This is a genomic window from Halomonas ramblicola (assembly GCF_030409215.1).
GTDB classification, from domain to species: domain Bacteria; phylum Pseudomonadota; class Gammaproteobacteria; order Pseudomonadales; family Halomonadaceae; genus Halomonas; species Halomonas ramblicola.
In genome coordinates this window covers 212,319-225,576 of sequence record NZ_JAUFPL010000032.1, presented here as the reverse complement: position 1 = coordinate 225,576, position 13,258 = coordinate 212,319, and the positions used below count along the sequence as shown (strand labels likewise).

13 protein-coding genes are annotated in these 13,258 nt (G+C 71.1%); 6 read left to right on the top strand and 7 right to left on the bottom strand.

What is annotated here, in order from left to right:
* Positions 1-29 precede the first annotated feature (29 nt).
* Complete coding sequence (locus QWY80_RS15100; RefSeq protein ID WP_290233156.1) at positions 30-515, top strand: copper chaperone PCu(A)C; 486 nt, start codon at positions 30-32, stop codon at positions 513-515.
* A 12-nt stretch (positions 516-527) separates the two neighbouring features.
* Here QWY80_RS15100 and phoR read toward each other — a convergent pair whose 3' ends face one another.
* From phoR to QWY80_RS15080, 4 genes are all read right to left on the bottom strand, one after another.
* Positions 528-1,856 (bottom strand): phosphate regulon sensor histidine kinase PhoR, encoded by a 1,329-nt coding sequence (gene phoR / locus QWY80_RS15095; RefSeq protein WP_290233154.1) that lies wholly within the window; start codon positions 1,854-1,856, stop codon positions 528-530.
* 1 nt (position 1,857) lies between these two features.
* Entirely contained in the window at positions 1,858-2,547 is a 690-nt protein-coding gene (phoB, locus tag QWY80_RS15090; protein WP_290233150.1) for a phosphate regulon transcriptional regulator PhoB, read from the bottom strand.
* A gap of 147 nt (positions 2,548-2,694) precedes the next feature.
* Positions 2,695-3,588 carry a 4-hydroxybenzoate octaprenyltransferase gene (gene ubiA, locus QWY80_RS15085; RefSeq protein ID WP_290233147.1) on the bottom strand — a complete coding sequence of 298 codons (894 nt, stop codon included), beginning with the start codon at positions 3,586-3,588 and terminating at the stop codon, positions 2,695-2,697.
* Positions 3,589-3,846: 258 nt separating this feature from the next.
* Positions 3,847-4,413 carry a chorismate--pyruvate lyase family protein gene (locus QWY80_RS15080; RefSeq protein WP_290234168.1) on the bottom strand — a complete coding sequence of 189 codons (567 nt, stop codon included), beginning with the start codon at positions 4,411-4,413 and terminating at the stop codon, positions 3,847-3,849.
* Positions 4,414-4,471: 58 nt separating this feature from the next.
* Between QWY80_RS15080 and QWY80_RS15075 the strand changes: the two genes are divergently transcribed.
* The 4 genes from QWY80_RS15075 to yccS all read left to right on the top strand — a co-directional run bounded on the left by QWY80_RS15075 (position 4,472) and on the right by yccS (position 8,690).
* Entirely contained in the window at positions 4,472-5,632 is a 1,161-nt protein-coding gene (locus QWY80_RS15075; RefSeq protein ID WP_290233144.1) for an NAD(P)/FAD-dependent oxidoreductase, read from the top strand.
* 165 nt (positions 5,633-5,797) lie between these two features.
* A complete protein-coding gene (locus QWY80_RS15070; protein WP_290233143.1) occupies positions 5,798-6,073 on the top strand; it encodes an HU family DNA-binding protein in 276 nt (91 codons plus the stop codon).
* Between the two features lie 79 nt (positions 6,074-6,152).
* On the top strand, positions 6,153-6,509 hold the full coding sequence (locus QWY80_RS15065) for a hypothetical protein (RefSeq protein ID WP_290233140.1): 357 nt from the start codon (positions 6,153-6,155) through the stop codon (positions 6,507-6,509).
* A 15-nt stretch (positions 6,510-6,524) separates the two neighbouring features.
* Positions 6,525-8,690, top strand: coding sequence for a YccS family putative transporter (yccS, locus tag QWY80_RS15060; protein ID WP_290233138.1), 2,166 nt, complete (start codon positions 6,525-6,527; stop codon positions 8,688-8,690).
* 19 nt (positions 8,691-8,709) lie between these two features.
* Here yccS and recG read toward each other — a convergent pair whose 3' ends face one another.
* Entirely contained in the window at positions 8,710-10,803 is a 2,094-nt protein-coding gene (recG, locus tag QWY80_RS15055) for an ATP-dependent DNA helicase RecG (protein ID WP_435389374.1), read from the bottom strand.
* The gene (locus tag QWY80_RS15050) at positions 10,800-11,720 is read right to left on the bottom strand and encodes a hydrogen peroxide-inducible genes activator (protein WP_290233136.1); all 921 of its coding nucleotides are present in this window, start codon (positions 11,718-11,720) and stop codon (positions 10,800-10,802) included. Before QWY80_RS15050 ends, recG begins: the two co-directional genes overlap by 4 nt.
* Positions 11,721-11,787: 67 nt before the next feature.
* Here QWY80_RS15050 and QWY80_RS15045 point away from each other — a divergent pair, with 67 nt between their 5' ends.
* Entirely contained in the window at positions 11,788-12,660 is an 873-nt protein-coding gene (locus QWY80_RS15045; RefSeq protein ID WP_290233133.1) for an SDR family oxidoreductase, read from the top strand.
* On the opposite strand, the gene thpR is transcribed toward QWY80_RS15045, so the two are convergent.
* Entirely contained in the window at positions 12,661-13,170 is a 510-nt protein-coding gene (gene thpR, locus QWY80_RS15040; protein ID WP_290233131.1) for an RNA 2',3'-cyclic phosphodiesterase, read from the bottom strand.
* Positions 13,171-13,258 lie beyond the last annotated feature (88 nt).

Sequence of the window (13,258 nt, the reverse complement as noted above, 5' to 3'; positions counted from 1 at the left end):
GAAAACCCAACCGAGACAAGGACCTGTGCATGATGCGCGTGATCGCTTCCCGGCTGCTGGCCGCCGCCCTGACGATACCCACCGTGGCCCTGGCCCACGACTACCGGCTGGAGGACGTGCGGATCGCCCATCCCTTCGCCGTGCCGGCACCGCCCAGCGTGCCCCATGCGGCGGCCTACCTGGACATCCAGGTGGAGGGGGACGATCCCGCCGTGCTGGTGGGCGCCAGCAGCCCGGCCAGCGGCAGCGTCGAGATGCATGACATGGCCATGGATGACGGCGTCATGCAGATGCGTCGGGTCGAGCGCATCGAGGTGGCGGCCGGCACCACCCAGACCATGCGCCCCGGTGGCGGCCATCACCTGATGCTGTTGGAGCTGGTGGCGCCTCTCTCCGAGGGGGACCGCTTCCCGCTGACCCTGGAGTTCGCCGAGCGCGGCGAGATCACCGTCGAGGTCTGGGTGCAGGGAGCCGAGGACGGCGGCGAGGCGGCCGACGCCCATCATTCTCACTAGGCATCCCTGGCGCTAGGAGCCATCTCCGGCCGTTTCGGTCGGCGGGGTCGCGGCGACCGGGGCGAGGCGAGCCTCGGGAAAGATGCAGCGGAAGGTGGCGCCCTGGCGGGGCCGGGAGTCGATCTCCAGCCGGGCGTCGTGGCGCAGCAGCACGTGCTTGACGATGGCCAGGCCCAGGCCGGTGCCGCCGGTGGCGGCGCTGCGCCCCTTGTCCACCCGATAGAAGCGTTCGGTGAGGCGGGGGATGTGCACCGGGTCGATGCCCTCGCCGTCGTCGGCCACCTCCAGGCAGGCGCCCTCGGGGTGGGCCGCCCAGCGCAGCATGATGTGGCTCCCCTCGGGCGTGTAGCGCACCGCATTGAAGGCCAGGTTGGACAGCGCGCTGCGGATCTCCTGCTCGCTGCCGGTGAGGCCTACCGCCTCCTCGACCTCCACGCCGATCGTCTGGCGCCCGGCGGAGAGCGCCTCGGCGTCGCGCCTCACGCTCTCGAGCAGCGGTGGCATGGCCAGGGGGGCATGGTCGGCACCGCCCCGGTCGGTCTCCAGCCGCGACAGCAGCAGCAGGTCGTTGACCAGGTTCTGCATGCGGGTGGTCTGCTCCTGCATCCGGTCGAGCCCGCGGGCGAAGCGCGACGGCAGCTGGTCGGCGTAGGTGGCGTAGGTCTCCAGGTAGCCGGCCAGCACCGTGAGGGGCGTGCGCAGCTCATGGGAGACGTTGGCCACGAAGTCGCGACGCATCTCCTCCAGGCGGTGCAGCCGGGTGATGTCGCGGGCCATCACCAGGCGTTCGTCGTCGCCGTAGAGGGTGATCTGGAACTGCAGCATCATGCGCTCGTCGATGGGCGAGGGCAGGGTCAGGGGCTCGCGGTAGTCGCGGCGATGGAAGTAGTCGACGAAGCGCGGGTCGCGGATCAGGTTGGTGATGTGATGGCCGCGATCGTGGGCCGCCTGGAGGCCCAGCATGCTCTCGGCGGCGCTGTTCCACCACTCCATGTCGCCGTGGCGGTCGAGCATCACCACGCTGTCGCGCATCGCCTCGGAGGACTCCTGGATGCGCTTGAGGATGCCCAGCAGGCGCCGCTGGGTGATGCGCTGGCCCTTCTGGTAGCGGTAGAGGCGATCCAGCAGGTCGCCCCACAGGCCGGCGGCGGCGGGCGGTTCGGACTGGGAGTCGTGGGTGAGCCAGCGGTGCAGGGTGCGCAGCTGGTGGAGGTGGTAGCCCAGGCACAGGGCCAGGCCGAGGGCCAGGCCTGGCGCCGCGTATCCGAGGGGCCAGCCCACCAACAGGCCCAGGCCGGCCAGCAGGGCGAGTCGCCAGAGTTCGCGTCGCCAGAGGCTCACGTCAACCCTTGGCGGAGAACCGGTAGCCGGTACCGCGCACGGTTTGCACCAGGTGCTGGTGGCGACCGCCCAGTGCCTTGCGCAGCCGACGGATGTGCACGTCCACGGTGCGTTCCTCCACGTAGACGTTGCCGCCCCACACCTGGTCGAGCAGTTGGCTGCGGGTGTAGGCGCGCTCCTGGTGGGTCATGAAGAACTGCAGCAGGCGGTACTCGGTGGGGCCCATCTCCAGCGCCTGGCCGTCGACGCTGACGCGGTGGCTCACCGGGTCGAGGCACAGGCCGTCCACCTCCACCGGATCCTCCACGCCCCGCGGTGTGGTGCGGCGCAGCACGGCCTTGAGGCGCGCCACCAGCTCCCGCGGCGAGAAGGGCTTGGTGATGTAGTCGTCGGCGCCGGCCTCCAGCCCCTGGATCTTGTTGTCCTCCTCGCCCTTGGCGGTGAGCATGATGATCGGCAACTCGGCGGTGATCTCCTCGCGCTTGAGCCGACGCGCCAGCTCGATGCCGCTGGTGCCCGGCATCATCCAGTCGAGCAGCAACAGGTCGGGTTGGTGGTCGACCACCATGGCGTGGGCGGCCTGGGCGTTGTCCGCCTCGAGGACGCGATAGTCGGCCATCTCCAGCGCCACCGCGATCATCTCGCGGATCGACGCCTCATCATCGACGATCAGAACGGTCTTGGCGGTCATCCGGAAGCCTCGGGGACAGTGACGGGTCGATGACGATCACACCACGTCATTATGACACTGGGATGACAGGGGCGCCTTGCTCGAACAGGCGATCCTGCACGGGGCTGGTCTCCTCTTCGGCTTGCCCCCAGCGCCCCTTGCTTCACATTACGTTCCTGCGCCCGGCCACAGGCTCAGGGCGATGCCGGCGAACACCAGCAGGCCCGACCAGTGGTTGTTGAGGAAGGCGCGGAAGCAGGGGTCGCGCTCGCGGCTGCGGATCAACCGCTGCTGGTGGACGAAGGTGGCGGCCATGGCCGCCAGCCCCAGCCAGAAGAAGCCGGAGAGCGCCAGACGAGCCCCGGCCCAGGCCAGCAGCAGCAGGGTCAGGCCCTGCAGCAGGCCGATCATCAGTCGGTCGGCGCGGCCGAACAGCACCGCCGTGGACTTGATGCCGATCCGCAGGTCGTCGTCGCGATCGACCATGGCATATTCGGTGTCGTAGGCCACCGTCCAGGCGAGGTTGGCGGCGAACAGCAGCCAGGCCTCGAGGGGCACATGCCCCAGCACCGCGCCGAAGGCCATGGGGATCGCCCAGGAGAAGGCGGCGCCCAGGAACAGCTGGGGCAGGTGGGTATAGCGCTTCATGAAGGGGTAGATGGCCGCCAGGATCACCCCGCCCACCGAGAGCAGCACGGTGAAGGGATTGGTGAACAGCACCAGCACGAAGGCGGTCATCACCAGCAGCAGGAACAGCGCCTGGGCCTCGCCCTCACCGATCCGCCCGGTGGCCAGGGGGCGGCTTCGGGTACGCTTGACGTGGCCGTCGAAGTGGCGGTCGGCGTAGTCGTTGATCACGCAGCCGGCGGCGCGCATCGCGTAGACCCCGGCGACGAAGATCAGCAGGAGCTTGCGACTGGGCAGCCCCTCGGCGGCCACCCACAACGCCCACAGGGTCGGCCACATCAACAGCCAGGTGCCGATGGGGCGATCCAGGCGCATCAGCTGCAGGAAGTCGGGTACCCGGGCGAGCCCCGTGGGGCGCATCAGGGATCGGTCCATCTCTACCTCGCTCGTGGCAGGTTGCGTTTTGCAGATGCGCTGGACGGGGCTGTTCCGGCGACACGCCTTCGAGGAGGCGCTGTGAACCCTTCCCTGGGCGCTACCGACGCTCTGCTTCGCTCTCGCGTCCTGCTTCGCTTGCAGGGCCGGTGCTGGCCATCCATGGCCAGCCCGTTCGGAGCAATGCTCCTCACCCCTGGCGTAGGACCTCCTCTTCGGCGTATCCCCGGCGCCCCTCGGCATCGGGAACCCCAGAGCCTAGCGTGAAGGCAGGCCGAGGTCATCCGCCATGGCCTCCAGGAACCACTCCTGGACCAGCACCCGGAAGCCGCCGTGGCGGAACACCGAGCGCCGTCCCCAGGGCCCGCGGGCGGCATGGAAGCCGGCCGGGTCGCGGGTCACCTCGATGGCGCCGCGCTCCAGGTCCGGCTGGCGGAACAGCCAGCTGCCCAGCGAGCGCTCGCCAAGCTGCGCCAGCTCGTGGGCCGGCAGGCCGTCCAGGGGGGCCACCGAGCGGGCCAGCACCCAGGGACGCGCGTCCAGGCAGAGGGCCACCTCGCGTAGCCAGGCGCGCTGGTCCGGCGGGATGCCGAGTGCCAGGGCCTCGTCGCGACGCGGAGTACCGAGGCGCTGGTCGAGCAGGCGCACCCGGAAGCAGCGTGGCCGGCCTGCCTCGGTGAGGCGGTGGGTCAGGGAGTCCCGGGAGCCGACCCAGTGCCGCCAGGCGGGGCTCATGGCGGGGCGTGCCGCCGCCAGGGGGAGCCAGTGTGCCGGGCATCGCGAGTCGATGGGCGAGGTATCGGGCACGAGGGGCTCCGCATCCATCCAGAGGGGCGGGTAGTGTACCATGCGGGGCATCACGCTTCCCCGACCGAGGAGTCCCATGAGCGCTCCCCTGACCATCATCGGCTCCGGCATGGCGGGCATCGGCCTGCTGCGCCAGCTGCGTGCCCTGGACCCCGATCGCCCGGTGACGCTGATCTCCGCCGACGGCGGCGACGACTACTCCAAGCCGCTGCTCTCCACCGGCTTCGCCAAGGGGCTGCCTCCCGAGCGTCTGGCGACCCGCGATGCCCTGCGGGTGGCCGGCGAACTGAACGCCATGGTGCGCACCCGGACGCGGGTCGAGGCCATCGACCTTGCGGCCCGCACCCTGCGCATCGGCGAGGAGCGCCTGCCCTGGGGGGAGCTGGTGCTGGCCACCGGCGCCGTGCCCACGCGGCCCTTCGCGGTGCCCGAGACGCTGGCCGACCGGGTCTTCACCATCAACGACCTGGACGACTATCGTGCCTTCCACGCCGCCGTGGTGGCCCTGGGTCGGCCGGCGCGGGTGGCCATCGTCGGCGCCGGCCTGGTGGGCTGCGAGTTCGCCAACGACCTGCTGGCCGGGGGCCACCGGGTGACCCTGGTGGCCCCGGAGACTGCCCCCCTGCCGCGGCTGCTGCCCGAGCCCCTGGGGCGGGCCCTGGGCGAGGCCTTCGCCGAGGCCGGCATCGGGCTGCGGTTGGGTACCGGCGTGGCGGGCTTCCGTGCCCTGGGCGGCGACCTGGGCGTGGAGCTCGACGACGGCGCGACCCTGGAGGCCGACCTGGTGCTGCTGGCCACCGGCCTCAGGCCGCGCACGGCACTGGCCGAGGCGGCGGGGCTCGCCGTCGGGCCGGCGGGCATCCAGACGGACCGCCGCCTGGCCACCTCGGCGCCCGGCGTCTTCGCCCTGGGCGATGCGGCCTGCGTCGACGGGGTCAATGCCATGTACGTGCAGCCGCTGCAGGCCAGCGCCAAGGCCCTGGCCCGCACGCTGGCCGGCACGCCCACGGCGGTGCGCTACGGTCCCTGGCCGGTGCTGGTCAAGACGTCGTTGCTGCCGGTGGTGGCACTGCCGCCAGCCCGGGAGCCGTCACGCTGGCGTATCGAGGGGGAGGCGGGGGATCTCGCGGCCCTGGCCGAGGATGAGGACGGACGTTTGATCGGATTTGCGTTGACAGGGGCCTGCGTGCGTCGGAAAGTGGAACTGGCGCGGGCTGCGCCGGCGTTGCTAGGCTAGGTCAGCGATGCCGGGCGGGCGAACCGCCCCGTCGCCACCCGCCGGTGCCATCCGGCTGGCGCCTGGGCAGCGATCAGGCCCCAGGCGAGTGGCGTTTACCGGATGCCATGACAACAACACCCCCGGCGGGTCGCCGGGGTATCGAGCCAACACCAGGAGGGTTGTATGCGTAAGCCAGAACTCGCGTCGGCGATTGCCGAACGTGCCGATCTGTCCAAGGACAAGGCGAGCCAGGTGCTCAACGTCATCCTCGACGAGATCACCGGCAGCGTGTCCCAGGGGCAGGACGTCTCGTTGATCGGTTTCGGTACCTTCACCGTGCGTGAGCGCGCCGCTCGCACCGGCAAGAACCCCCAGACGGGCAAGCCGCTGACCATTCCGGCCAGCAAGACCGTGGCCTTCAAGCCGGGCAAGGGGCTCAAGGACGCCGTGGCCAAGTGAGACAGGGCGGCGCGGCCTGCTCCCGGTGGGCCGCGAGCCCCGGCCTTCCCCCATCCATGGACGCGGTGGTGATGACGACATGAAGCTGAGACTGATGCTCTGGTTGCTGGGCTGGCTGCTCAAGCGCGCCCTGCGCCGCAAGCCCCGCTTCCGTGAGCTGCTCGGCGAGATGCGCGGCCTCGACTGGGGTATCGCCACCGAGGATCTCTCCATCGCCCGTCACTACCGGATGTCGCCGCGCGGCATCCAGGCCGGCCGCGGCCTACCGGTGGACCTGGACCTGGAGCTGCGTTTCGAGGACGAGGCCAGCGCCCTCGAGGTGCTGAGGAGGCCCACCCAGCAGGCCTTCCTCGACGGCATGATGGCCGGCAGGGTACGCCTGGTCGGCGACTCCACCGACCTGCAACGGCTGCAGCGGCTGTTGCGACATCTCTAGGCCTCTTACCCGCCGATGTCCCTCTCCCAAGCCCTGCGGCGCCTGTGGACCCTGGAATCCTTCGCCTACAGTCTGCGGGTGTTCATCGCCCTGGCCGGGGTCACGGCGCTGTGCTGGTGGCGGGATGCCCCGGCCAGCCTGATCCCGCTGTTCCTGGGCGTCATCGCCAGCGCCCTGGCCGAGACCGACGACGACTGGGAGGGACGACTGCGCGCCCTGCTGGTGACCCTGACCTGCTTCGTCGTGGCCGCGCTCACGGTGGAGCTGCTGTTCGATCACCCCTGGCCCTTCGCCCTGGGGCTGGCGCTGTCGACCTTCGCCATGACCATGCTCGGGGCGGTCAACCAGCGCTACGCCACCATCGCCGGCGCCACCCTGATCCTGGCGATCTACACCATGATCGGCCTCGAGCAGCGCGGCAGCCCGGCGCTGGCGGAGCTGTGGCGCGAGCCGGCGCTGCTGGTGGCCGGGGCCGCCTGGTACGGGGGCATCTCGGTGGTGTGGTGCGCGCTCTTCTCGCGCCAGCCCCTCAAGCTGGCCCTGGCCCGGGTGTTCCGCGAACTGTCCCGCTACCTGTCGCTCAAGGCGGCGCTCTTCGAGCCGGTCCGCGACCTCGACGTGGAGGGGCGGCGCCTGGCCCTGGCCCGCCAGAACGGCCGGGTGGTCGAGGCCCTCAACCAGGCCAAGGAGATGCTCTTCCGGCGCCTGGAGGGGCAGGGCGAGGGGGGCAAGCTGGCGCGCTACCTGCGCCTCTACTTCATCGCCCAGGACGTCCACGAGCGTGCCAGTTCCTCCCACTACCCCTATGCCGAGCTGGCCGAGACCTTCTTCCATCACGACGTGCTGTTCCGGATCCAGCGCCTGCTCGACCGTCAGGGGCAGACCTGCCGGGCCCTGGCCCGGGCGCTGCTGCTGAACCGGCCCTTCGATCATGCCCAGAGCGAGCGGGCCCTGGCGGACCTGGACGCCTCCCTGGCCCATCTCCGGGATCGGACGAGCCCGGAGCGGCAAGGCCTGCTGCACTCCCTGGAGGCGCTGGCCGGCAACCTGGCGACCCTGGAGCAGACCCTGGGTGGGGCGCGGCATCCCGAAACCCGCGATGGCGACGGCGACAACGCGCTCTACGACCGCACCCCCCATGGACTGCGCGACGTACGGGAACGCATCCTCGCCCAGCTGACGCCGCGCTCGCCGGTGTTCCGCCACGCCCTGCGCCTCTCCGCGACCCTGGTGGCCGGCTACGGCGTGCTGCACCTGATCCATCCCACCCAGGGCTACTGGATCCTGCTGACCAGCGTCTTCGTCTGTCGGCCCAGCTTCGGTGCCACCCGGCGCTTCCTGTGGCAGCGCATCCTGGGCACGGTACTCGGCCTGGTGGCCGGCTGGGCGCTGATCAGCCTCTTCCCGTCGCCGGCCGTGCAGGCGGCCATCGCGGTGATCGCCGGGGTGGCCTTCTTCGCCCTGCGCGGTAGCCGCTACACCCTGGCCACGGCGGCGATCACCCTGATGGTGTTGAGCTGTTTCAACCAGGTGAGCGACGGCTTCGGCCTGATCTGGCCACGGCTGTTCGATACCCTGCTGGGGGCGGGCATCGCCGGGGTGGCGGTGCTCACCATCCTGCCCGACTGGCAGGGTCGACGCCTGCATCGTCAGGCGGCGGCGACCCTGGCCGCCGGCCGCGACTACCTGGCGGCGATCCTCGACCAGTACACCGCGGACAAGCGCGACGACCTGGCCTACCGGCTGGCGCGGCGCAACGCCCACAACGCCGATGCCGAGCTGTCGAGCCTGCTCGGCAACGTCCTCCAGGAGCCGGGGCCCTTCCGCCGCGATGCCGACCGCGGCCTGCGCTTCCTGCTCCACTCCCATACGCTGCTCAACTACCTCTCCGCCCTGGGCGCGCATCGCGGCGAGGAGCGGGGGAAGGACGCTGCGGTGCAGGAGGCGGCCGAGGCGATCCTGGCCGAGCTGGGACGACTGGCGCGGGCCCTCGAGCGTCGCGAGCCGGTCGCCGAGGACGCCGGCGAGGCCCTGGCGTCGCGGCTGGAAAACCTGGAGGCCACGGACGACGGGGCCTCGCCCCTGCTGCGCACCCAGCTGGCGCTGATCGGCCGTCAATTGGCGCCGCTGCGCGAGGCGGCGGGGAAGTTGACAGCGCCCAGCCCTTCGGGAAGCGCCTAGCGCCCAGCCGCTCGGCGCGCTACACCTGCCCGTAGCGCCCGGCCTCCTCGCCCAGCCAGCGGCGGATCAGCGGTCGGCTGGCCTCGGAGTGGCCGGCCAGCAGCGCCTCGGCCAGGGGGGCGACGCGCTCCAGGAGGTCGGCGTCGCGCTCCAGGTCGGCGATCTTCATCTGCGCCAGGCCCGTCTGGCGGGTGCCCAGCACCTCGCCGGGGCCGCGCAGCTCCAGGTCCTTCTCGGCGATGCGGAAGCCGTCGCTGGTCTCGCGCATCACTGACAGGCGCTCCCGGGAGTGGGCCGACAGCGGGCCGTGATAGAGCAGCACGCAGTAGCTCGCGGTGGAGCCGCGGCCCACCCGGCCACGCAGCTGGTGCAGCTGGGAGAGGCCCAGCCGCTCGGGGTTCTCGATGATCATCAGGCTGGCGTTGGGCACGTCGACCCCCACCTCGATCACCGTGGTGGCCACCAGCAGGTCCAGCTCGCCTTCCTTGAAGGCGTCCATCACCGCGGCCTTCTCGGCGGCCTTCATGCGCCCGTGGACCAGGCCGACGGCGAGTTCCGGCAGCGCCTCGACCAGCTCGTCGCGGGTCGCCTCGGCGGCCTGGCACTGCAGCGCCTCGGACTCCTCGATCAGGGTGCAGACCCAGTAGGCCTGGCGCCCCTCGGCGCAGGCGTGGCGGATGCGTGCCACCACTTCGGGGCGGCGCTCGTCGGGCACCACCACCGTCTTCACCGGGGTGCGCCCCGGCGGCAGTTCGTCGATCACTGAGACGTCCAGGTCTGCATAGGCGCTCATCGCCAGGGTGCGCGGGATGGGGGTGGCGGTCATCACCAACTGATGGGGCGTCAGCCCGCCGGCCTCGCCCTTCTCGCGCAGTGCCAGGCGCTGGTGCACGCCGAAGCGGTGCTGCTCGTCGACGATGGCCAGCCCCAGGCGCTGGAAGTGCACGTCCTCCTGGAAGATGGCGTGGGTGCCCACCACCATGCGCACCCGCCCATCGAGGATCGCCGCCTTGGTGTCCAGGCGTGCCTTGCCCTTGAGCTTGCCGGCCAGCCAGGCCACCTCGATGCCGAGCGGCGCGAACCAGGCGCGGAAGGCGCGGTAGTGCTGCTCGGCGAGGATCTCGGTGGGCGCCATCATGGCCGCCTGGCAGTCGCCGGCGATGGCCGACAGCGCCGCCATGGCGGCCACCACCGTCTTGCCCGAGCCCACGTCGCCCTGCACCAGGCGCAGCATGGGCATCTCCCGGGCCAGGTCGGCGGCGATCTCGTCGAGCACCCGGCGCTGGGCGCCGGTCAGCGAGAAGGGCAGCTGGGTGAGGAAGCGTGCCTGCAGGCCGCGTCCCGAGGGCAGGGCGGGGGCGCCGTCCGCCTGGATGCGCTGGCGCACCGCCTGGAGGCTGAGGCGATGCGCCAACAGCTCCTCCAGGGCCAGGCGGCGGGTGGCGAGGTGGCGGCCGCCGGCGAGCTGTTCGGGGTCGACGTCCGGCGGCGGCTGGTGCAGCACGTGCAGGCAGTGGTGCAGCTCGGGCAGGCGGAAGCGGGCCCGCAGGTCCTCGCCGATCCAGTCGGGGAGCGCCTGCGGGGCGGCATCGAGGTGCGCCAGTGCCTGTTCGATCAGCGCCCTCAGCCGGGTCTGGTGGAGCCCCTCGGTGGTAGGGTAGATGGGCGTGAGGTGGTCCTCCACCGGCGGGGCCTCGGCCCTGAGCAGGCGATACTCCGGATGGTAGAGCTCCAGGCCGGTGGCGCCGGCCCGGGCCTCGCCGAAGCAGCGCACCCGGGTGCCGGCGAGGAACTGCTGCTGCTGGGCCGGCGAGAAGTGGAAGAAGCGCAGGCTGATGATGCCGGTGCCGTCGCGTAGCCGGACCAGCAGGCTGCGACGACGGCCGCGCACCACTTCGGCGGCCACCACCTCGCCCTCCACCACCGCCTCGTGGCCGGCGCGCAGGGTGCCGATGGGGGTGATGCGGGTGCGGTCCTGGTAGCGCAGCGGGAGGTGGAAGAGCAGGTCGGCGACGGCATCGATGCGCAGCCGCGCGAGCTTCAGCGCCAGCGCTTCGCCGACCCCCTTGAGCGACGTGACCGGCGCGTCCAGAGCCTTTATGTCAGTGCTCATGCCGGCGCAACGTCGGCCTCGCGGCAGCGGGCGACGGCGTTGGTGACGGCGTCGATCGCCTTGGGCCGCGGGAAGCTGGCCCGCCAGGCGATGGCCACGGTGCGTGACGGGGCCGGGGCGGTGAAGGGCAGGCTGGCGAGCAGGCCGCTCTCGTAGTGACCGGTGCCGATGGCCGAGCGCGGCAGCACCGTGATGCCCAGCTTGGAGGCCACCATGTGGCGGATGGTCTCCAGGGAGCCGCCCTCGGCGGTGAGGGTGTTGCTGGGGCTGTTGAGCTGCTGGCTGATGGCCGGGCAGGCCTCGAGGATCTGGTCGCGGAAGCAGTGGCCCTCGCCGAGCAGCAGCAGGCGCTCCTTGAGCAGCTCTTCCTTGTGGATACCGTCACGCCCCGCCCAGGCGTGGTCGGCGGGCACCAGTACCTCGAACTCCTCCTCGTAGAGGGCCTTGGTCAGGACATCGGTCTCGGTGAAGGGCAGGGCGACGATGATGGCGTCCAGCTCGCCACTGCGCAGCTTGCGACGCAGGTTGCCGGTGAAGCCCTCCTCGATGTAGAGCGGCATCTGCGGGGCGCTGCGGGCCAGTTCCGGCACGAGGTGGGGGAAGAGGTAGGGGCCGATGGTGTAGATGGCGCCGATGCGCAGGGGACTCGCCAGCTGGTCGCGGCCGGCCGAGGCCAGCTCCTTGATCACGCTGGTCTGCTCCAGCACGCGCTGGGCCTGCTCGACGATCTTCTCGCCCAGCGGCGTAACCTGTACCGTGGACTTGGAGCGCTCGAAGAGCGCCACACCGAGCTCCTCCTCCAGCTTCTTCACCGCCACCGACAGGGTCGGCTGGGAGACGAAGCAGCGCTCGGCGGCGCGTCCGAAGTGACGCTCCTGGGCGAGTGTCACGATGTAGCGGAGTTCTGTTAGAGTCATCGTGGTTGCCTCGACGGCATCCTCTTGAAATTCCTATAGGGACTTTTTATCAGGGGGCAGGGAAAAGGTGAAGACGACGACGCTGATTCTAGGCTGTGGCGATATCGGTATGGCGCTGGGCAAGCGCCTCCAGGAGGCGGGCCAGGGGGTGATCGGCGCGCGCCGCAACCCGAAGGCGCTGGAGGGCAGCGGCCTGGAGGCCGTCGCCGCGGATTTCGCGGACGCGGCCAGCCTGACCACGCTACCGGACGCCGATATCCTGGTCTATGTGGTCAGCGCCGACCGCTTCGAGGAGGCCGCCTACCGCGCCGCCTACCCGGAAGGACTCCAGGCGGTGCTGGCCGAGTTCGCCGCCCGGGAGCGGGCGCCGCGCCACGTCTTCTTCGTCTCTTCCACCAGCGTCTATGCCCAGCAGGCGGGCGAGACGGTGGATGAGACCAGCCTCACCGAGCCCACCGGCTTCTCGGGTCAGTTGATGCGCGAGGCCGAGGACGTCCTGCTGGCCCACGAGCTGCCCGGTACCGTGGTGCGCTTCTCGGGCATCTACGGCCCCGGTCGGGATCGGCTGATCCGCCAGGTGGGCGAGGGGCGCATCGCCCCGCCGAGCCCGGCCATGCATACCAACCGTATCCATCGCGACGACTGTGCCGGGGTGCTGGCCCACCTGATCGGCCGGGTGCTGGACGGTGAGGGCGTCGAGGACCTCTACCTGGCCAGCGACTGCGAGCCGGCACCGCTCCATGAGGTGATGAGCTGGCTGGCCCGACAGCTCAAGGTGGAGGCCTCGGAGACCATCCAGTCGCCGCTGCGCCGTCGCGCCAGCAAGCGCTGCGACAACGCCCGCCTGCTGGCCAGCGGCTATGTGTTCCGCTACCCCAGCTACCGCGAGGGCTATGCCCAGGTGCTCAGGGAAGGCGGCTTCCTGTCCGAGAAGGCCTGATCAGGCCGAGTGCGCCAGGGCCTCGTAACGGGCCCCGGCGTTCTCGGTGAAGGAGCGCAGCAGCGCCAGCCGCCGATAGGCCCATGCCAGGTCGACCGGCGGCAGTCCTTCCATGTCCAGTCGCGCCGCCCGGCGCAGCAGGGTCACGTGGGGCACGAAGCGCCGCGGTCGCCCCGCGAAGCCCAGGGCCTCCAGGCCCTGCCACAGCGATGCCTGCAGCTGCATCAGCGCCGGGTCCGGCGTCCGGCCGCCCACCCAGAGGATGCCTGGCCGCTGGAAGCGGCCCCAGCTGTCCAGGCGCCACTCGCCAGGGGGGATCGCCATGGCGCCGACCCACTGGGCCAGCTCGTCCGCCCGCTCCTCGGCGACCTCGCCGAGGAAGGCCAGCGTCAGGTGCAGGCTCGCGTCAGGCACGCGCCGCCCGCCGCAGCGGGCATGGGCGGCGTCGGCCAGTTCGCCGAGCCGCCCGCGCAGCGCCTGCGGCGGCTCCAGCGCTATAAAGAGTCTCATAAGTGCCAGAATCAATCGCCGAGCAGGATGAAGCACAAGGCGCACAGCGCGCAGGAACCGGAGTGTACAAAGCTGCTACATGAGGATT